Here is an 18803-nt window from a genome sequence, read left to right on the forward strand (position 1 = left end):
TGCGTACCCGTCTCCAGTATGATCAGTATTCGAACGAGAGTGTCAGTCCGTACGTGCGCGGGTCGCCGAATTCGCTCACCGTGGTGGCACCGGTGAAGGCGAACGATCCGTAGGTGACCGTTTCGTATTCACGATCGAAGATGTTCTTGCCCCACAGGCGCAGCGACACCTCCCGGTCTTGGGCAAGCAGGCGCGTCAGTTCGATGCTTCCATCGACCAGCACCTTGGGCCCGATCGTGCGGTTGTCGAGCACGTTCGACGATGTCTCGATGCTGCTCTGGTAGCTGACGTTGGCGTGGAAGCCGAGCGCCCAGGCATCCCCGATGAGCCGGTTGTAATCGAGATAGACGTTGCCCGACGCCTTGGGCGCAGAGGTCTGTTCCCCGATGAAATCCTGCACCTGGGTCTGGCCCGTATCGAGCAGCACTGTCGCCGAACGCTCGCCGAATGTGGCCCGCAGCAGGGCGCCCGACAGCCCCACCGACAGCTCGTCAGTCAGGCGTCCGGCGAGATCGAACTCGATCCCGTAAATCTCGTTGCCGTCGATCGGCTTGAAATCGCGGTCGCCCGCGGTGGCGCCCGTCTGCAGGCTCGCCTGGTAGTTATCCAGCGTCATGTAAAACGCGGCGATCGAGTACAGGAAATTGCGGTCGAACGCCTTGCCCTTGATGCCGGCTTCGTAGGAATCGACCTTTTCGGGGTCGAATCCGACCGCGAAGTTCAGCGGGTTCGCCGACCGCTGCGACGTCCCGCCCGATTTGTAGCCCCGCGCATACTTTGCATAGAGATTGAGATCGTCGTTCGGCTTGTAGGCGACGGTCAGGGACGGCGAGAAATTGTTGAAGCTCCTGGCATAGGACGCCGCCTGGACGACCCCGGTCGGCGCGCAGGTCTGGCCCAGGGCCTGGAACGTGCGGGCAAAGAACGCGCAATCCTGTGCGGTGAATCCGCCGAGCGCGGCGAACGAGAACGACCGTTCGTTGATGCGCGTCGCCTTGCGCCGATCGTGCGAATAACGGGCGCCGAGAGTGATCGAGAGCTTCTCGTCCGCGCCGGGCCGCGCGGTCACTTCGCTATAGGCCGCGTAGCTCTTGTTATCGACGGTGGTCAGGTTCTGGAGCACGAGCGGTCCCGACCCGATGGCGCCGCCGATGATGTCCAGCGTGGCGCTGTCCTCGTAGTAATAGCCGCCGAGCACATAATCGAGGCTGCCGGCCATAAAGCCCGTCGTGCCCAGCAGTTGCAGTTCCTGCGACGTGCTGCGGAAGCGCGTGTCGTCGGTGGTCGCCGCCACGCCGTTCGGCCCGATCACGTCGAGCACGGTACCGGCCGGCAGGGTCGGGATGGACGACGTCAGCACGCTGGTGATGATGCGCGCTTCGTGAGACGGCAGGTTGTCGGCGTGCTGGATGTTGTTGATCCGCCGGTGTCCCGTGATCGAGCGCACCGTCAGGTTGTCGTTCGCTTCCCACTCCAGCGTCAGCGTGTGACCATAGACCTTGCCGTCCCCGGCGATCACCGGCCTGAGCGCGGTGGCGCTGTCGGGCCTTCCGCCTTCAAAAGGCACCGGGCCTGCGAACGTGTTGACGAGCCGCGTGATGCCTGTGGCCAGGCCGAACGTGCCCGGAATCGGGAACGGGGCGGCGAGCGGAACGGACAGCGGTGCGCCCTCGGTCGGCACGGTCAGCGTGCCCGTGTCCCGGTTGCGCGAATAGTCGAACGCGTAATCGAACGTGAAGCGTTCGCTCGGCTGAACGCGCACGGCACCGCGAAGGGCAGTACGGTTCTGCCTGGCAAAATCCGCGCCCAGGCCAGTGTTCTCGTACAGACCGTCGCGCTTCGACCGCAATCCGCTGACCCGCACCGCTGCGATGTCACCAATCGGGGCATTGAGCGTCAACACCGCCCGGCGGGCGTCATAATTGCCGTAGCCGATCGAGCCCTTGGCCTGAAACTGTCCAAGCTGCGGCTTGTTCGAGATGATGTTCACCGCGCCGCCCGTCGCGTTGCGGCCGTAGAGCGTGCCTTGCGGTCCGCGCAGAACCTCGATCCGCTCCAGATCCTCCGTCTCGAACCCGCCGCCGACCGTCGTGCCGACATAGACCCCGTCGACATAGAGCGCGACTGACGGGTCCTGGGTCAGCGTCACGTCGTTCTGGCCGATTCCGCGGATGAACAGGCGGACCGTGTCCGACCGGCCGTTGAAATTGTTGACGAATAGGTTGGGCACCTGGCCCACGAAATCGCGCAGCTCGGCAATCTGGTTGTTCTCGAGCTGCTCCGCGCCCAGCGCCGCAATGGAAATCGGCACGTCGACAAGTTGCTGTTCGCGCTTCTGCGCCGTGACGACGATGTCGATCCCGCGATTATCGTTGCGGGCTTCCGGCGGCGTGTCCTGCGCGGCGGCGGGCGCTGCTGCCATGGAAAGCCCCAGGGCCAGCAGCGACGATCCGCTCGCGATAAGAATCCTCGAATAAGCCATTGCTCTTCTCCCTGCTCGCCGCCGGTCTTCGACTCGCAGTGCGAGCGCCAGCTGGTCGCAACCGAATAAACATCATTTCGGCCTCAGCAGGAAGTCTATGCGTAAGGCTCCGAAGATATTTCTACGCAAATGCCGCGCCGCCCTGACCGCGCGCGTTCAGGCAGCAGCGCGGGCCGCCACGCGGCAATCCATGTCGGCCAGCACAGGATTGGCCATCGCATCGGCGAAGGCCTGGTAGCTCCACGGCCACGTCATCGGGACGCCGTTCTTGTCGAGGTACCAGCTCGAGCAACCGGAAGCGAAGATCGTGCCCGCGGCGGCAGCCGTCCGGCGCGTGTCGTAAGCCGCCATTGCCTCGGCGCTCGCGCTGATCTCGTCGCACGCACCGCTCGCCAGTTCGGCGATCAGCGCCGCGACGAAGCTCCACTGGCGTTCCGCAACGTCGATCAACGAGAAGTTGCCGACCGGGGACGTCGGGCCGTTCAGGAAAAACATGTTGGGGAAGTCGGGTATCGTGATGGCCATGTAGGCGCTGGCGTGATCCTCCCACGCTTCGTCCAGCGTCAGCCCGTCGCGTCCCCGCACCGTCGTCGGCCGGATGAACTTCTGCGCGTCGAAACCGGTCGCCAGTGCCAGCACGTCCAGTTCGTGCAGGGTCCCGTCCTTCATCCGGACGCCCGCCGGCTCGATCCGCTCGATCCCGCCGGTTTCGACGACCACCGCGGGGAGCTGGACGCGCTCGTAATAATTCGGCGAATAGATCAGCCGCTTGCAGGCCGCGCGATAGTTGGGGCGCAGCTGCTCGCGCAGGACGGGATCGGCGACGGACTGCTCCAGGTTGACGCGGCAGAGCTCTTCGATCGCGTGCATCGCCTCGCTATCGGGATCGATGATCCCCATCGTGAAGCGCTGGACGTTCCCTTCGTATTCCGGGTCGTAGCGGATCGCGTCGACAAGCGACGGGTCGTTCCGGAATGCCTCGCGCTCCGCGTCGGTATAGGCGAAATCCACCACCGGCATGATCCATTGCGGATTGCGCTGGAAGTGGACCAGGCGCGCCGCGCGGTCCGCAAGGGCGCTGACCATCTGCACGCCGGTCGAACCGCATCCGATCACGCCCACGCGCTTCCCGTCGAGCGCCACGCTGTCATCCCACCGCGCGGTGTGCATCGCCTGGCCGGCGAAGCTTTCCAGGCCTTCGATGTCGGGCATGCGCGGGTGATGCAGCGGGCCGGACGCCACGATGACGACATCGGCTACGTAATCCTCGCCAACGCCCGTCGCGGCGCGCCACTCGCCGCCTTCCCACGACAGGTCGATGACTTCGCGGTTGAAGCGGATCAGCGGCAGGATGCCGTGATCGCGCGCGACCTTTTCGAAATATGCGCGGATCTCGTCGGCCCCGGCGAAGAACCGGCTCCACTCCGGATTCGGCGCAAAGCTGTAGGTATAGGCATGGGCCGGCACGTCGCAGGTGAGGCCGGGATAGCGATTGTCGCGCCAGGTTCCGCCCAGCTGATCGGCCTTTTCCAGCACGATAACATCGTCATGCCCGGCTTCCCGCAGCTTGATCGCCGCGAGAATGCCCGACATCCCGGCGCCGATCATCAGGAACCGCATCTTCCGTCCATTCATATGCCTATGCCCTTCGCTATCCTCTGCCGCCCTGGTATCATGCGCGCGGGTGGCCGGGCTTCGTCCGAACGGACCAGAAAACGCGGGTCACGAGACCTCCATCACGATCTTTCCGCGCACGTGTCCTTCCTCGACCAGACGGTGCGCTTCGGCTGCCTGGCCAAGCGTCATGCGGGTCAGCGCGATCGTATCGAACGCGCCGTCGGCCAGGCGTTCGACCAGGGCGCGTAGCTGGCGGCCCTGGCGTTCGAAGCTGGCGATCGTGGGAACGACCCGGACCCCGCGCGCCGCCGCCCGCCGTGCGTCGTGCGCGGGCTCGCCGGCAATCAGCGTCCCGATCGGCGCCACGGTCCCTCCCGGGCGGACCCAGTCGACCGCATCGAGGAGCGTTCCCTGGCCCACGGTGTCCACTACCAGCGCCAGGTCGTCGCCCGCCCACGCGCGGACGGCCCAGGCCACATCGCCGCTGCGATAGTCGATCGCGCACTCCGCGCCGAGTGCACGCAGATAATCGTGGTTGGCCGCGCGTGCGGTGGCGGCCACGCGCGCGCCTGCTTCGCGTGCGAGGCGGATGGCGAAGCTGCCCGTTCCCCCCGCGCCGCCGTTCACCAGCACGCGCTGCCCCGGCTCCAGCCGGCCGACATCGAACAGCGCCTCGAACGCCGTGATCCCGGCCGTCGGCAAGGCCGCGGCGAGGTCCATCGGGCAGGCGCCGGGAAGGTGCGCGACGCGGTCCACGTCGGACCGGACGAATTGCGCATAAGTCCCGTTCTCGCCCAACCCCTGGTTGGACGCCGTCACCACCCGGTCGCCCGGCGCGAACGACGTCACGCCCGCGCCCACCTCGGCGATGGTGCCGGCGGCGTCGAAACCGACGACGAAGGGGAAGCGATAGTCGAAATATTGCGCCAGCCACCCGCGCCGCGCCTTCCAGTCGGCCGGGTTGACCCCGGCCCAGGCGACGCGGATGACCACTTGGCCCGGGCCCGCAGTGGGCCGCTCGATCTCGGCAAGGCGAAAGACGTCCGGTTCCCCGAAGCGATCGATCACCATCGCCTGCATCGTGCCGCTCATCCGCGGCTCACCATGGCCGGGTCGCCTTGCGAGACCGCCAGGGTGTACGTGCGCTCGGCCACCCGCCAGCCTGCGGGCGTCCGCACCAGCACGTCGTCGTATTCGCCCCACATGACATAGCTTTTCCCGGCGTGAGAGCCCTCCCCGGCATGGGCCGCGATATAGTGGACTTGCGCCCGGGCTCGGCCGCCTTCCACCATGATGCGGAAGTTGCCGACGTTGTGATGCGTCGCCCCGCAGTGGGATCCGGCACCAAGGTTGTGGTGCATCGCGGCGATCAGCGCCGGCAGGCCTCGGGTGACGACGCCCTCGCCCAGCGCCCGCGAATAATCGCCGAGCGTGTCCGCGGTGAACACTTCGTCCAGCCGGTCGAAGTCCTTGCCGTCGACGAGTTCGCAATAGCGGACATAGATCTGCTCGATCGCGCGTTCGTCGATCAGCTGGCTGAGCGCGGCGTCCATCAGTCGGCCCGCACTTTCACCCTCGGTGCGGAGGCGCCGCGGCGCATGGCATTGAGGAACCCGTCGAGCGGAGCGGGCTCGGGCACCGGCCCTTCCTGCGCCCCGTCCCGGGCCCAGAACTCGGCATAGCTGGGAAACAGCTTGTGGAAGTTGCCCTCGGCCGCCTCGGTCCCGGGCCAGCGCATCTTGTTGGGGCCCGTGGGCGGGGCATTGAGATCGGCCGCGTACCAGTAGAGCGGCAGCCGCCGCGCGAAATACCAGCGCCCATCCGCGCGCACGTAATCATCGACGTACATCATCTGCATGATGACCCATTCGTCGCGCCCGCCCGGGACGGGGGTCTCGTGTTCGTTCTTGGAATAGACGACACCGTGCGCGTGATCGGGATCGTCGAATTCGATCACATGGCCGCCGATGTGGTGCGAGGTTCCGGTGAACGGGGAGCGCAAGGTGCGGTCCATGTAGGCGCGCAAGGCCACGCGCCCGCTGGCATCTTTGCCGACGCGGACGTCGGCGGGGAACAGCGAGACCATCGCGTCCATGTCCCGCATGTCGAGCGCGAGGGCGTATTTGGCCGGGAGCTGGCGGATCGCATCGAGCGATTCCAGCCGGTCGATCCGGGCAAGCAGGGCAGCGTCGGTCAAGCGGGTGTCCTCTCCTGAATGATGGGTCGTGCGCCGTGGCGGTTGCCCGACGTATCGAGGCGCCGCCTCAAGCTCCGCCGCGCATGGTGTAGCGCAGCGGCAGGCGCTTCAGGCCGCCGGTGAAGTTGGTCCGTACCCAGTCCGGCTCCCCGGCCAGTTCCACGCTTTCCACGCGCCGGCCGAGTTCGCGGAACAGCGCCTTCACCTCCATTTCCGCCAGCACGCGGCCGAGGCAGTGGTGCGCGCCGTAACCGAAACCGAGATGGCGGTTGGGGCTGCGATCGATACGGAATTCATACGGCGCGTCGAACGCATCCTCGTCGCGGTTGGCGGACATGTAGAGCATGCACACGCTCTCTCCCGCAGCGATCGGCTGCCCGGCAATCGCGGTGTCGTGCGCGGCGGTGCGCATCATGTGGCGCACCGGGGTCGCCCAGCGGAATATCTCGTCGGTGGCCGTGGCTGCCAACCCGTCCGGATCGGACTTGAGCCTTTCGAGCTGGTCCGCGTTGCGCGCAAATGCGAGCATCCCCACCCCCACGCTCGAACTGGTGGTGTCATGCCCCGCCGTTGCCAGGAGAATACCGTACGCGATGGCATCCATCACCGGGATCGGCGCGCCATCGATCTCGGAATTGGCGATCACGCTCATCAGGTCGTCGGTCGGCGCGTCGCGCCGCTGCTGGAGGATGCCGCCGAGGTAAAAGGCAAACTGCTGCGCCGTGGCGAGCCCGGTCGGTTCGCCCGAGCGCTGCCGCTCGGGATCGGTCGCGTGGAACAGCTCCTGCGTGAGTTTCAGAACGAGTTCGTTATCGCTTTCAGGCAAGCCGAGCAGCGCCGTTATCATCGTCAGCGGATAAGGTGTCGCGATCTCTTCGGCGAAATCACAGCTGCCGCCGAGCGACGCCAGCTTGTCCACGTAGCTGGAGGCCAGCGCATCCATCCTGTCCTCGAGCGCGCGCAGGGACCGCGGCGTAAACCACGCCTGCGCAATCGCGCGATAGGTGCGGTGATCGGGCTCATCCATATCGATGAGCGTGCGCACCGGCCCCCACCGGGTGCCGAACTGGGCGAGCGTGGCCTGCTCGACCTCCGCCGGTACCAGCGTCACGCGCGGCGCGCTGAGCCAGGTCTTCTGGTCACGCTCGACCTCAAGGATATCGGCATGGCGGGTCAGCGCCCAGAACGGGCGATAAGGTTCCGCCTCCACCCAATGGACCGGCCCCGCCGCCCGCAGCGCGCGATAGCGCGCGGTAATCTCGCCCTCGTCGGCATAGACCGCCGGGTCCCACACATTGATCGCGCACGGCTTGGGCATGGGCAGATCACCTCCGGAAGCGAACGCTACGCAACTGTTGCAGAAATGCAAGCCTGCGACGCGCCGTGTTTGCGCATATCGTTGGCATTCTTGCGGATAGGCACGCTATTGCGTAAGTGAATCGACAAAATACTGCGGCTCCTTGCAGGGCCCCACACTCCCGGAGAGGTTTTCATGCGTAGCTTGCTGTTCGTTTCCACCGCCATCGCCGCCGTTGCCCTGGCGAACCCCGCCTTCGCGCAGGAAACCGACACGACCACGGCCACGACCGATGACGACGTGGGCATCGGCGCGATCGTCGTCACCGCGCAGAAGCGCGCGGAAAACATCCAGGACGTGCCGATCGCGATTTCCGCGGTCTCGAGCGAATTCCTCGAATCGCGCGGCATTACCGCGATCGACGATCTCGGCTCCATCGCGCCCAACGTGAAGATCGAACGCGCCCCTTCGAACAAGACGATCTCCCAGATCGCCATCCGCGGGTCGGTGACGATTAACCCCGCCGTGACGTGGGAACCCGCGGTCGGGCTCTACCTCGACGGGGTCTACATCGCGAAGGCGCAAGGTTCGATCTTCGACGTCGCCGATCTGGAACGGGTGGAAGTGCTGCGCGGGCCGCAGGGCACGCTCTATGGCCGCAACGCGCTTGCCGGCGCGGTCAACCTCGTCCCGCGCAAGCCATCGGGGGAGCTTCGCCTCGTCGCGGAAGCCACTTACGGCAACTACGATTACTGGAAAGGCCGCGCGGTCGTTGATCTTCCCGCGATGGGCCCTCTGGCGCTAAAGTTCTCCGGCCAGATCCAGAAGCGCGACGGCTTCATCGACCTGGTGCCCAACCCGTACCCGCAGCAGGCGTTCCTCGCCGGGCCGGTGCTGTATGACGATACGAACGATCTCGACGGGCGCAGCTTCGTGGCGCAGGCCCGCCTCCAGCCGGAAGGCAGCGTGCTGACGGTCGATTACATGTTCGACTATTCCAAGTTCGACCAGCGCCCGGACTTTGCCCAGCTCGTCCGCATCAACCGTAACGGCGATCCGCGCGACATCTTCGATCCCAACAGCCCCGGATATGCGTTCGGCGGGGCGTTCTTCCCGATTGGCCTGTTCGAAAATCCGGACCGGCAGGAGACCGGCTCGGTCGACGGCGTCCTGTACGAACGGTCGCGCACGTATGGCCACGCGCTCACCCTGACGGCGGACCTCGACGCCGTGACGCTCAAATCGATCAGCGCCTACCGCAATCTGCGCTGGTCCGACCTGATCGACCTCGACGGCTCGCCGCTTCCCGTGGCGGCGACGGGACGCGAAACCCGCTTCCACAGCTACAGCCAGGAACTGCAGGCCACCGGCAGCGCCATCGACGATCGCCTTAACTACGTGGTGGGCCTGTTCTACTACAAGGAAAAGGCCGAGACCGACGGGCCGCAGAGCTTCTTCGGCGGGGGCAGCGCGTTCCAGTCCGACTATGGCTCCCACACCGAAGCCTATGCCGCCTACGCGCAGGCGGACTTCAAGATCACGGAGCAGCTCAAGCTGACCCTCGGCGGGCGCTTCACGCATGAGAAGAAGGATATCCGCCGCTTCCTCCAGATCCTTGCGGACCCGTCGCTGCCGGCGGCGATCCTTCCGCTGACGGCGATCGACATCCCCTACGGCGGAGTGCCCGATGCGAAGTACAACAACTTCAGCCCCGCTGCGACCCTGTCGTACGAGGCAACCCCTGACGTGAACCTCTATGCCCGTTTCGCGCGCGGGTTCAAATCGGGCGGCTTCAACGGCGAGACGAACACGATCGCCGCGCCCACGGCCGACTGCCCGAGCGGCGCGCTGGAACTGTGCGATCCCTACGACGCGGAAAAGGTCGACAGCTACGAAGTGGGGGTCAAGACCCGGCTGTTCGACCGCAAGCTGATCTTCAACGTCGCCGGCTTCTGGGACGAACACAAGGACATCCAGCTTTCGATCTTCACCGCTGCCGGCGCCGCATCCTCGATCGTCCGCAACGCGGCGGCGGCGCGCATCAGGGGCCTGGAATTCGAAGCGATCTTCCGCCCGAGCGACGCGATCACGATCAACGGCAGCCTCGCCTATCTCGATGCGGACTATAAGCGGTTCGTGGAGTTCGGCACCGACGTGTCCGACAACCGCGCGTTCCCGCATACGCCCAAGTACACCGCTGCACTGGGCGCGGACTGGCGGATCGTCGAAGGGAACTGGGGCAAGCTGAATCTCGTCGGCGACCTTAACCACGTCTCCAAGTACTACACCTTCCCCTACGCGCTGGTGACGCCCACCCCATCGGATCAGAACGCGAACAATACGCGGTCCGACGGCCGCACGATCGTCAACGCCAGCCTGCGTCTCAGCGAGGTGCCGGTGGGCGGCGGCCAGGCCGAAGTGTCGCTCTGGGCCCGCAACATCACCAAGGAAGACAGCCCGTCGAACTTCATCGACTTCGGGCCGGGCTTCGGCGGCCTGACGGTCGGGTACTTCCCCGATCCCCGCACCTACGGGCTCACGGTGGGTTTCCGCTACTGACGTGATGGGTGCGATAGACCAGATCGGCCATGTCACGGCCGACCTCGACGCCGCGGTTGCGATGTGGACATCGCACCTCGGCGTCGGGCCGTGGACGGTCTATCGCAACGTCAGGCTGACCGGCGATTATCGCGGGCTGCCGGCCGACGTGACCATCGATGTCGCGCTCGGTTATCGCGGCACGGTGCAGATCGAATTGATCCAGCCGACCAGCGATGCGCCTTCCCCCTATCGCGATGACGACGGCACGCTCCGCGAAGGCGTTCACCACCTCGCCTGGGTGGTGGAAGACTTCGACACCGCGGTGGCCCTGCTCGGCGCGCACGGGCTTGCACCCGTTTTCAAGGCGGGCAATTCGGCCAGCCAAGTCGCCTATTTCGAACCGGCGCCCGGCGTGGTCTGGGAACTGATCGCCGGCGAAGGCATGCGCGCGATGATGGATGCCGGCATGGCCGCCGCCGCAGGCTGGGACGGCCGCGATCCCGTGACCGAGATCGACCTGGCCGCCTGACATTCGTCAGCGCAATTCCTCGCGCAAGCCAGCTCCATCCAGGCGCCGTGCAGCGTAGAGCACGGCGTGCCACCGCCGCGGGAGCACCGCCGTGCGGCGATCTTCCTCCGCGATCCCGTGCAGCTCGCGCCGATGGCGTTCGATCGCCTCGGCAACCCGGGCGGCGCCCATGTCCGACAGCTTGACCACTTCGGAGGCATAGACCGCGTCGAGCGCGGCGAAATCCATGCCGACGAACTGCGGCTTCATCTGCGTTTCGAACCGCTCGCGCAGCGGCGACTTGCGCCACAATGCATTGCGATCGAGCAGCGCCCGCGCCCGCCCGCCCGGCAGGCGATCGATCAGCGCCAGCTTTTCCAGACGCGCCAGCGCCGGTTCGATCGCGTTTTCAGGCACGCCGAAATCGCGCGCGAAATCCTCCCACCCCTCGCCCCCGACGATGACCATGAAGAGGAACGAGAGGAGGCTGTCTTCGGATAACGCCTGCTCCTGCGCCAGCGTCAGCTCCTGCGCCAGCGCGCGCGCCGGCTGATGCGGCGCCTCCGCCAGTTCCGCGAGCGAAAGGCCGGTCAGGGCGGCCAGGTCTGCGAATCGGGCCAGGGTCAGCCCGCGACCCGCCAGCCAGCGCTTCGCGCTCGCCTCGCTGGCTGAGAAATGCGCCGCGATACGTTTTGCCGTCCAGCCGCCCGCGCGCAATTCTCGCCGCAATGCGGCCAGAAGAGAATTCTCTTTGCTATCCGCTCGTTCCGTCATGCACCGCCCCGGGATCACCACGCGCACCACTGGGTATCACGGCATGCACCTTCGCGCGAAGAGATTCTGGACGCGAATCGCGCCGCGCATACTCTGTCAGGCAAAGCGGCCCGTGCGCCGCAACAGTCGGGAGATTTGCAAAAATGACAGACATGCTGATCCGCGGTGGAACCGTCGTCGACGGGACCGGTGCCGAACCGTTCCTCGCCGATGTCCGCGTCACCGACGGCATGATCGCGGAAGTCGCGCCGGGCCTTTCCCTCCGCGATGGAGAGCGCGAATTCGATGCCACCGGCTGCTACGTCTCCCCCGGCTTCATCGAAAGCCACACCCATTATGACGCGACCATGTGGTGGCAGCCCGATCTCGATCCCCTGCCCGGCTACGGCGCCACCACGATGATCCTGGGCAACTGCGGCTTCACCGCCGCGCCCCTCCATCCCGACAAGCAGGCGCAGCGCGAGATGATCAACATCTTCTCGTTCTTCGAGGATATTCCCGAAGGGCCGTTCCTCGAACACGTTCCGTGGGACTGGCAGAAGTGGAGCGAATATCGCGCCTCGATGCAGCGCAACGTCAAGGTTCCGCTGAACTACGCCCTCTATGTCGGCCACATCGCGATCCGCCTCGCCGCCATGGGCATGGACGCGTGGGAGCGCGCCGCGACACCTGACGAAATCGAAAAGATGTGCGAACTGCTCGACGATGCGATGGCGGCCGGCGCGCTGGGCATGAGCGACAACATGCACGATCACGACGGAAGCGATCGCCCCGTGCCGTCCCTCCTTGCCGACGACGCCGAGTTCTCCGCGCTGTTCGATGTACTCGAACGCTATCCCGCGGCTTGCTACCAGGTGATCGTCGACACCTTCATGCGCATGACGGGCCCCGCGAACATGGAGCGGCTAGAGAAGCTGCTCACCGGGCGCAAAATCCGCATCCAGGTGGCCGGCGCCGTGCCGACGCTCGGCTTCCAGCAGGCTATTCGGCCCGCGATGGAAGAGCGCGTCAATTCCATGCGCGCTGCGGGCGTCGATATCTGGCCGGGCGTGGCGCACGTCTCGCCCACGTCCACGCTCAGCCTCGTCAAGTCGCTCATCTTCGCACAATCGAACGATTACGTCTGGCATGAGGTCGTGCTGGCTGAAACGCACGAGGAAAAGGCGGCGCTGCTCGCCGATCCCGACTGGCGGGCGCGTGCGCGGGAAAGCTGGGACGCGAACGCCTGGGATCACTCCCCGCTAAAGAATCCGCAGGATCTCCACCTGCTGGACAGCGAGAACGGCACCGGCCCGCTCAACATCACGCTCAAGGAATATGCCGACGAGCGCGGGCAGCACCGGTCTGATGCCATGGCGGACTGGATCCTTGCCAACGGGACGAAGTCGACCGTCCACATGGCCCCCTTCCCCAAGGACGAGGACCTCACCATTGCCCTGATGCGTGACCCCAAGACGGTCGGCAACATCTCCGATGCGGGCGCGCACCTGCAAATGCTGTGCGGTGGTGGTGAGAACGCCCTGCTGCTGACCCAGTACGTGCGCGACGAGAAGTCGATGACAATGGCCGAGGCGGTCCACGTGATGACCGGCAAGCTCGCCGAACACTTCTTCCTCCACGATCGTGGCGTCATCGCGCCGGGCAAGCGCGCCGACATCGCGGTGTTCAATCTCGAGGAAGTGCAGCGCAGGCAGATGGAAAAGGCGTTCGACGTGCCCGACGGCAAGGGCGGCACGACATGGCGTTTCACCCGTCAGCCCATGCCCACGCGCCTTACCATGGTGAACGGGGTCCCGACGTTCGAGAACGGCGCATACACCGGTGCCAAGCCGGGCGAGTTCCTCGCGCCCGTCAACGACCACGCCGAAGCCGCCGCGCTGGAAGCGGCCGAGTAAGGAGAGCGCCAGGATGCAAAGCGAAGCCATCGTCGGCGAAGGCGAGCGCCAGTATTTCAACGGGGCGATCCGCAAGGTAGAAACGTCGAGTTCGGTGCTTGTCAGCAGTTCGAAGTACCTGAACAGCGCCGAACTGCGGAGCCTGGTCGCGCAGGAGATGCTGCGCCGAAACGGGCCCGATCTGCCCAACACGGCTTATATTCCGGAAGTCGCGCAAATCCTCCACATGCTGGAGGATCACGCCGACATCATCCGCCTGTTCGAGGAGGAAAAGGCGCGACTTCCCCTGTTTCGGGAGTGGCTTGAAAAGAGGAACCTGGCCGATTTCACCAAGGCGGAAGTGGAAGGGTGCGCCCCCGGCACGCTCGGCGCGATGCTCTACGACTTCATGGTCAACAGCGGCTACGAGCTCGACGTCTTCTTTCGCGAAGTGCAGGTGGTCAACGACTTCACGTTCTACCTCCGCCAGACCGCGCTGACTCACGATATCGAACATATGGTGACCGGCTTTGGCCCGAACCACGGCGGGGAAATCGCTCTCCTGAATGCAAACCTGCATTCGAAGTCGCTGTACTTCCGCCCCGAGCTGGCGGCGTTCTTCAACCGCATCCAGTGCTATCTCAAGGCCAAGACCATCATGAAGGATAGCCTGCACTATCCTGAGGCACTGGCGCTCAATCTCGAAGCGGAGTTCCGCGGCGCCGAGCAGGGACGCAACTGGGCCTATCCCATCATGCTGGCCGACTGGCGGTCGCTCGTGGACACACCCATCACCGAGATTCGGCGAATGCTGAACATTACGCCGGTTCCCCCTGCCGGTGAATGGGAGGATACCAATCGGCTTTGCATGGACCTGCCCGCAGACAACGACGACATTGCGCTGGAAGCGGCCGAATAACGGCCCCTTCTCGCGTTTCGCTGTTGCAGCAGTTACTTTCGGGCGATATGCGTATTTTTGAATAACCGGTAATACGCATATCGCGCGAGGGAGGACGCCATGACCGCACTTTTCCCGGACGGCTGCGCCCTTGTGTTCGGCGCCAGCGGCGGGATCGGCAGCAAGGTCGCCGAAGTCCTCGCCACCGACGGTGCCGACCTGGCGCTGGTCTATAACCGCAAGAAAGACGCTGCACAGACCGTGGCCAGCGCGGCGGTCGCCAAGGGTCGCAAGGCAAGTGTCCATGCCTGCGACGTGCGCGATCCAGCGAGCCTGTCGGCGCTTGTGGACAGCGCGGTTGCCGAACACGGGCGGGTGCACACGCTGGTCTGGGCGGCCGGCCCCCTGGTAGAGCAGCACTACCTTGCCAACACCCCTCTCGATGCGTGGCGCAACGCGATCGAAACCGAAGTGCTCGGTTTGATCGGCGCCACCACCGCCCTCATTCCGCACATGCGCCAACACGGTGGCGGATCGATTGTCCACCTCGGCTCCGCCGGCCATCGGCGCTGGCCGGACCGCGATGGTCTCTCCGTCGCGCCAAAAGCCGCGAACGAGAGCTTTCTGCAGGGCATCGCGCGCGAAGAGGGCCGCAATGGCATTCGCGCGAACTCGGTCCTGGTCGGCGTGATCGACGCTGGGATGTTCCACGAACTGATGGCGAAGGGCGCGTTCCCCGATGGCTGGGTCGAGGAGACGCAAAAGGCGCTGTGCGTGAAGCGCTGGGGCGAGGCGGAAGAGATCGGCTATGCCGTCAGCTTCCTTGCATCCGCGCGCGCAGCCTACGTCACGGGCGAGACGATCAACGTATCAGGCGGATTCGGAGTCTAGGACCATGGCCATTCACCCCGGCTTCAACCCGATGCTGGAAGCGATGGCGCCGTTCGTCTCGATGGACTGGGCCACCGTTCCGGCCGATCAGCTTCGTGCCTTCGCTGACAACCCGATGGCGTCTGGCGAGCCCTTGGCGATGGCCCGGGTCGAGAACCTGACGATCCCGGTCGAAGGCGCGTCGATCCCGGCGCGGCTGTATGTACCTGAAGGTGCCCCGGATACGCCCCCGCTGACCATGTTCTTCCACGGCGGCGGCTGGGTGCTCGGCACGCTCGAAACCCACGACGCGACGTGCCGGGCGCTCGCGCGGGACGCGGGGTGCGCCGTCCTGTCGGTGGGCTATCGGCTGGCGCCGGAACACCGCTATCCCACCGCTGCTGAGGATTGTTACGCGGCGACGCTCTGGGCAACCCGTAACGCGCGCGAACTGGGCGTGGACGGATCGCGCCTAGCCGTGGCTGGCGATAGCGCTGGCGGCAACCTGGCAGCGGCGGTCGCCCTGATGGCACGTGATCGGCGCGGACCCGATATCGTGCACCAGCTTCTGATCTATCCGGTGGTGGTTCGTAATTTCGAAACACCGTCTTATCAGGCCAATGGCGGCCCCGGCACGTTCCTCCCGATCGCGGCGATGCGGCGTTTCTGGGACGACTATCTGGGCGATGCGGACACCGATACAGCCGAACTCGCATCGCTGCTGACACGCGACGATCTTGCCGGGCTTCCGGCCGCAACCGTCGTCGTCGCGGAACACGACCCCCTCCACGATGAGGGGGTGGCCTACGCAGGCAAGCTATCGGACGCCGGCGTTGCCGTCACCAAGATCGAGGCACCGGGGATGATCCACGGGTTTTTCGGAATGACCGACATCGTTCCGGACGCCAGGGAGTGGACCGTGGCCGCCGCCCGGCGGCTTGGCGAGGCGCTGGCGTGACAGCGGCCGACCGCGAAGAACTGCGCCAGCTCGCCTGGGATTATGCGTCGTGCGTGGATCGCGGCGACGCGGAAGGGCTCGTCCGGCTGTTCACGGACGATGGCCTTGTGGGATCGTCCGACCGGGGCGTCCCTGCCTTTGCAGGCCATGACGGGCTGCGGCAGATGATCGCACAAGTCGGAACAGCATTCGTCAAGACGATGCACAACGTCTTCAATCATACCTTCGGCGCGATCGAGGGCGACAGCGCAAGCGGCGAAACCACCTGCATCGCTGGCCATATCATCGATGACGGCGATGGCGGGTGGAAGGTGTTCGACATGGCGCTGCGCTACGCCAATCGCTACGCCAGGGTAGATGGCCAATGGCGCTTTGCAGAACGCCGCCTGACGGTCGAATGGGTCGAGACGCGCCCGGTGGAACGGTTCGACCCGGCGGGCCTGGCGATGCGCGCGGACAACCGCGCGGCGGCACAAGCGGGTTGACGGCCAATTCGACGCGCTTCAACAGACCTGGCAATGAACGCCGGCTTCACGATGGACGACATCGACCGCGAAATTGTGGCGCACTTGCGTCGCAATGGTCGCGCCACCAACCAGCAGATCGCGGACATCCTCGGTCTCACTGCGGCGACGGTCTCCTCCCGCATCCGCCGGATGGAAGAAGCCGACGCCCTGCGCGTGGTGGCCGTATCGGACTTTTCGGCACATGGTTACAACGTGCTGCTGGAAGTCGCCATCGAAGTCGAAGGCCGCGCGGCAAGCGAAGTGGCCGAAGAACTCGCCGCCCTGCCCGAAGTGTTCGCAGCACACCTCGTGACGGGGCGCTATGACATCGACGTGCTCGTGGCGCTCCACGATTTTGACGGACTGTCGGACCTGATGCTCAACAAGCTGGCCAAGATCCGCGGCATTCGCTCGCTGGTCCCGGCAATCGCTATCGACGTCGTCAAATATGAATTCGACGTCGCCCCGATCGAGGCGCGAAGCTAGTGCCGACCCCCTCCCTGGACGATTTCGATCGTCAGCTCATCGAAGTGCTGGCGCGCGATGCGCGGGTGTCCAATCGCAAGATTGCGGCCGACCTCGGCGTCACCGAAGGCACGGTGCGCGGGCGCATCCGGCGGCTTCAGCAGGACAAGCTCATCGCCTTCACCGCGCTGACCGGGCTCGGCACCCAGGGCGAAACCAAGTTGGCGTTCATCGCGATCAATGCGGAAGTCGATCAGGTGAGAGCCATTGCGGAGCGTATCGCGACGATACCGCGGGTCACCGGCGTTCTGGTCACCATGGGTCGGTCGAACATCATCGCGATCTGCCTGTTCGAGCAACTCGAGGAACTGGTAGCGGTCGCCTCGGACCAGATCCTGGCGATGCCCGGGGTCCACCATGTCGAGACCTCGATCGCGGTCAAGACGTTCAAGTACAACGCAAGGGTCGTAAAGATCACCGGCACATCCGATATCGCCGAAAACGACGATTAGGCCCGCGCACCAGCGGTCCCGCACTGCGATGCCCCGGGGGAAGCCGGGGCCGGATTGCCCGCCCCAATCTATCAAACCCGTCATCCGGATTTTCGGGACGCCGCCACGTCGTCAGCCGCATTCACCCGCCGCAACTGGTGCAGAGGGTGAATGCGTACAGAAAACTCCGAAACTTCGCCGTCAGGCCGCGTCTGGCCAGGGCGAATTACGGGTGCCGCTCGTTTCGATTTCGCCGTTGACCCGGGCCTGGAACTCTGCGGCACGGGCCCGGGGATTGTAGAACTGGCGATACCAGATGCGCACCTTGTGGAACGGCCCGTCACCCTTCACCATCAACGGGTTGATACAGGCGCGCTTGTTGCCCCAGATCTCGAAGTCCTGGGAGAACGCGGCAAGACTGGCCGCCTGATAACCGCGGGCCATCTCAACGTCCGGCGTTTTGACCAGCAGCGCGTGCCATACGTAGATCACACCATCGTCCACCGGCGTGTGGCAGATCAGCATGAGCGAGGGATACTCGCCGAGCATGGTGGACTGCAGGATGCCCGGCCCCGTGTACCAGGTATCATTGATCATCATGCCGTCGCCGTCGCTGATCAGCGTCTTGTGCCCGGCCACGAGGTACTGGCGGACGACATGATCGTCGAACCGGTTGACGAAACGCTCCATGTCGATCGATCCATGGACCGGCGTCAGGTGCGCCTTGTCGGTCATGTTGTCGATGACTTCCTGGGGATGACAGGCCAGGGTGCCGAGATCGTCCACCTCCCACTGGACCCATTCGGGATTGTCCCAGTCTTCGAACGCCGGCACGTCATAGTCCGGCGCGCCGCCTTCCGCGTCGTGCCACAGCCAGATGATCCCGGCGCGTTCCTTCACCGGCCATGTCTTTACACAGGCGGCCTTGGGAATTGCGGCGGGTGAATAGGGAATGTCATCGCACTGGCCCGTCGCACCGTCGAAGCGCCAGGCGTGGTAGGGGCAACGGATACCCTCCCCGTCGATATGCTCCCGGTCCTGCACCACATACGATGTGGAGTTCTTGCCAAGGTGAGTGCCCATGTGCGGGCAATAGGCAGCGACCGCATAGACCTTGCCGCTCTTGCCGCGGTAGATCACCATGTCTTCGCCAAAATAACGCGCGTTGAAGGGCGTGTCCTGCACCTTCGTGGCATCGGCGACCATGAACCATCCACGCGGAAACGTGAATTCGCCCAATCCGTATTCGGCAGTCGTGCCCATTTTGCGACGCTCCTCTTCCTCAAGGTCAAGCTAGTGACGTTCGCGAAGATTGTCCAGCCTGC

17 protein-coding genes are annotated in these 18803 nt (G+C 65.2%); 9 read left to right on the forward strand and 8 right to left on the reverse strand.

All coding sequences use genetic code 11. From position 1 onward, the window contains the following. Positions 1-22 precede the first annotated feature (22 nt). From GRI40_RS03700 to GRI40_RS03725, 6 genes are all read right to left on the reverse strand, one after another. Positions 23-2482, reverse strand: coding sequence for a TonB-dependent receptor (locus GRI40_RS03700; RefSeq protein WP_160610094.1), 2460 nt, complete (start codon positions 2480-2482; stop codon positions 23-25). Positions 2483-2638: 156 nt separating this feature from the next. Further along, complete coding sequence (locus tag GRI40_RS03705) at positions 2639-4102, reverse strand: flavin-containing monooxygenase (RefSeq protein WP_237488990.1); 1464 nt, start codon at positions 4100-4102, stop codon at positions 2639-2641. A gap of 102 nt (positions 4103-4204) precedes the next feature. Then, the gene (locus GRI40_RS03710) at positions 4205-5191 is read right to left on the reverse strand and encodes an NADP-dependent oxidoreductase (protein WP_160610096.1); all 987 of its coding nucleotides are present in this window, start codon (positions 5189-5191) and stop codon (positions 4205-4207) included. Continuing rightward, positions 5188-5652: a nuclear transport factor 2 family protein gene (locus GRI40_RS03715; RefSeq protein WP_160610097.1), complete on the reverse strand. Its 465-nt coding sequence runs from the start codon at positions 5650-5652 to the stop codon at positions 5188-5190. The genes GRI40_RS03710 and GRI40_RS03715 overlap by 4 nt, the downstream gene beginning before the upstream one ends. Then, on the reverse strand, positions 5652-6296 hold the full coding sequence (locus GRI40_RS03720; protein WP_160610098.1) for a nuclear transport factor 2 family protein: 645 nt from the start codon (positions 6294-6296) through the stop codon (positions 5652-5654). The genes GRI40_RS03715 and GRI40_RS03720 overlap by 1 nt, the downstream gene beginning before the upstream one ends. Before the next feature lie 67 nt (positions 6297-6363). Continuing rightward, on the reverse strand, positions 6364-7614 hold the full coding sequence (locus tag GRI40_RS03725; protein ID WP_160610099.1) for a cytochrome P450: 1251 nt from the start codon (positions 7612-7614) through the stop codon (positions 6364-6366). 174 nt (positions 7615-7788) lie between these two features. On the opposite strand from GRI40_RS03725, the gene GRI40_RS03730 reads away from it, so the two are divergent. Together GRI40_RS03730 and GRI40_RS03735 are read left to right on the forward strand one after the other, a co-directional pair. Beyond that, positions 7789-10152: a TonB-dependent receptor gene (locus GRI40_RS03730; protein WP_160610100.1), complete on the forward strand. Its 2364-nt coding sequence runs from the start codon at positions 7789-7791 to the stop codon at positions 10150-10152. 4 nt (positions 10153-10156) lie between these two features. Further along, entirely contained in the window at positions 10157-10663 is a 507-nt protein-coding gene (locus tag GRI40_RS03735; RefSeq protein WP_160611381.1) for a VOC family protein, read from the forward strand. Between the two features lie 6 nt (positions 10664-10669). On the opposite strand, the gene GRI40_RS03740 is transcribed toward GRI40_RS03735, so the two are convergent. Continuing rightward, the gene (locus GRI40_RS03740) at positions 10670-11416 is read right to left on the reverse strand and encodes a hypothetical protein (RefSeq protein ID WP_160610101.1); all 747 of its coding nucleotides are present in this window, start codon (positions 11414-11416) and stop codon (positions 10670-10672) included. Positions 11417-11559: 143 nt separating this feature from the next. Here GRI40_RS03740 and GRI40_RS03745 point away from each other — a divergent pair, with 143 nt between their 5' ends. From GRI40_RS03745 to GRI40_RS03775, 7 genes are all read left to right on the forward strand, one after another. Continuing rightward, positions 11560-13311 carry an N-acyl-D-amino-acid deacylase family protein gene (locus GRI40_RS03745; RefSeq protein WP_160610102.1) on the forward strand — a complete coding sequence of 584 codons (1752 nt, stop codon included), beginning with the start codon at positions 11560-11562 and terminating at the stop codon, positions 13309-13311. Positions 13312-13324: 13 nt separating this feature from the next. Then, a complete protein-coding gene (locus GRI40_RS03750) occupies positions 13325-14209 on the forward strand; it encodes a Coq4 family protein (RefSeq protein ID WP_160610103.1) in 885 nt (294 codons plus the stop codon). A gap of 99 nt (positions 14210-14308) precedes the next feature. After that, the gene (locus GRI40_RS03755; protein ID WP_160610104.1) at positions 14309-15079 is read left to right on the forward strand and encodes an SDR family NAD(P)-dependent oxidoreductase; all 771 of its coding nucleotides are present in this window, start codon (positions 14309-14311) and stop codon (positions 15077-15079) included. Between the two features lie 4 nt (positions 15080-15083). Next, on the forward strand, positions 15084-16016 hold the full coding sequence (locus GRI40_RS03760; protein ID WP_160610105.1) for an alpha/beta hydrolase: 933 nt from the start codon (positions 15084-15086) through the stop codon (positions 16014-16016). Continuing rightward, positions 16013-16501, forward strand: a complete 489-nt coding sequence (locus GRI40_RS03765; RefSeq protein ID WP_160610106.1) for a nuclear transport factor 2 family protein — start codon at positions 16013-16015, stop codon at positions 16499-16501. The genes GRI40_RS03760 and GRI40_RS03765 overlap by 4 nt, the downstream gene beginning before the upstream one ends. 33 nt (positions 16502-16534) lie before the next feature. Continuing rightward, the gene (locus GRI40_RS03770) at positions 16535-17008 is read left to right on the forward strand and encodes an Lrp/AsnC family transcriptional regulator (protein WP_160610107.1); all 474 of its coding nucleotides are present in this window, start codon (positions 16535-16537) and stop codon (positions 17006-17008) included. Continuing rightward, positions 17008-17499 (forward strand): AsnC family transcriptional regulator, encoded by a 492-nt coding sequence (locus GRI40_RS03775; protein ID WP_160610108.1) that lies wholly within the window; start codon positions 17008-17010, stop codon positions 17497-17499. The genes GRI40_RS03770 and GRI40_RS03775 overlap by 1 nt, the downstream gene beginning before the upstream one ends. 180 nt (positions 17500-17679) lie before the next feature. On the opposite strand, the gene GRI40_RS03780 is transcribed toward GRI40_RS03775, so the two are convergent. Further along, positions 17680-18741, reverse strand: a complete 1062-nt coding sequence (locus GRI40_RS03780; protein WP_160610109.1) for a Rieske 2Fe-2S domain-containing protein — start codon at positions 18739-18741, stop codon at positions 17680-17682. Between the last annotated feature and the right edge of the window lie 62 nt (positions 18742-18803).

This window comes from Tsuneonella aeria (assembly GCF_009827495.1).
GTDB lineage: Bacteria > Pseudomonadota > Alphaproteobacteria > Sphingomonadales > Sphingomonadaceae > Tsuneonella > Tsuneonella aeria.

Excerpts from the sequence above, each read along its gene's own strand:
- GRI40_RS03700 (WP_160610094.1), bottom strand. The coding sequence starts at position 2,482 with ATGGCTTATTCGAGGATTCTTATCGCGAGCGGATCGTCGCTGCTGGCC.
- GRI40_RS03705 (WP_237488990.1), bottom strand. The coding sequence starts at position 4,102 with ATGCGGTTCCTGATGATCGGCGCCGGGATGTCGGGCATTCTCGCGGCG.
- GRI40_RS03710 (WP_160610096.1), bottom strand. The coding sequence starts at position 5,191 with ATGAGCGGCACGATGCAGGCGATGGTGATCGATCGCTTCGGGGAACCG.
- GRI40_RS03715 (WP_160610097.1), bottom strand. The coding sequence starts at position 5,652 with ATGGACGCCGCGCTCAGCCAGCTGATCGACGAACGCGCGATCGAGCAG.
- GRI40_RS03725 (WP_160610099.1), bottom strand. The coding sequence starts at position 7,614 with ATGCCCAAGCCGTGCGCGATCAATGTGTGGGACCCGGCGGTCTATGCC.
- GRI40_RS03730 (WP_160610100.1), top strand. The coding sequence starts at position 7,789 with ATGCGTAGCTTGCTGTTCGTTTCCACCGCCATCGCCGCCGTTGCCCTG.
- GRI40_RS03735 (WP_160611381.1), top strand. The coding sequence starts at position 10,157 with ATGGGTGCGATAGACCAGATCGGCCATGTCACGGCCGACCTCGACGCC.
- GRI40_RS03740 (WP_160610101.1), bottom strand. The coding sequence starts at position 11,416 with ATGACGGAACGAGCGGATAGCAAAGAGAATTCTCTTCTGGCCGCATTG.
- GRI40_RS03745 (WP_160610102.1), top strand. The coding sequence starts at position 11,560 with ATGACAGACATGCTGATCCGCGGTGGAACCGTCGTCGACGGGACCGGT.
- GRI40_RS03750 (WP_160610103.1), top strand. The coding sequence starts at position 13,325 with ATGCAAAGCGAAGCCATCGTCGGCGAAGGCGAGCGCCAGTATTTCAAC.
- GRI40_RS03755 (WP_160610104.1), top strand. The coding sequence starts at position 14,309 with ATGACCGCACTTTTCCCGGACGGCTGCGCCCTTGTGTTCGGCGCCAGC.
- GRI40_RS03760 (WP_160610105.1), top strand. The coding sequence starts at position 15,084 with ATGGCCATTCACCCCGGCTTCAACCCGATGCTGGAAGCGATGGCGCCG.
- GRI40_RS03770 (WP_160610107.1), top strand. The coding sequence starts at position 16,535 with ATGAACGCCGGCTTCACGATGGACGACATCGACCGCGAAATTGTGGCG.
- GRI40_RS03780 (WP_160610109.1), bottom strand. The coding sequence starts at position 18,741 with ATGGGCACGACTGCCGAATACGGATTGGGCGAATTCACGTTTCCGCGT.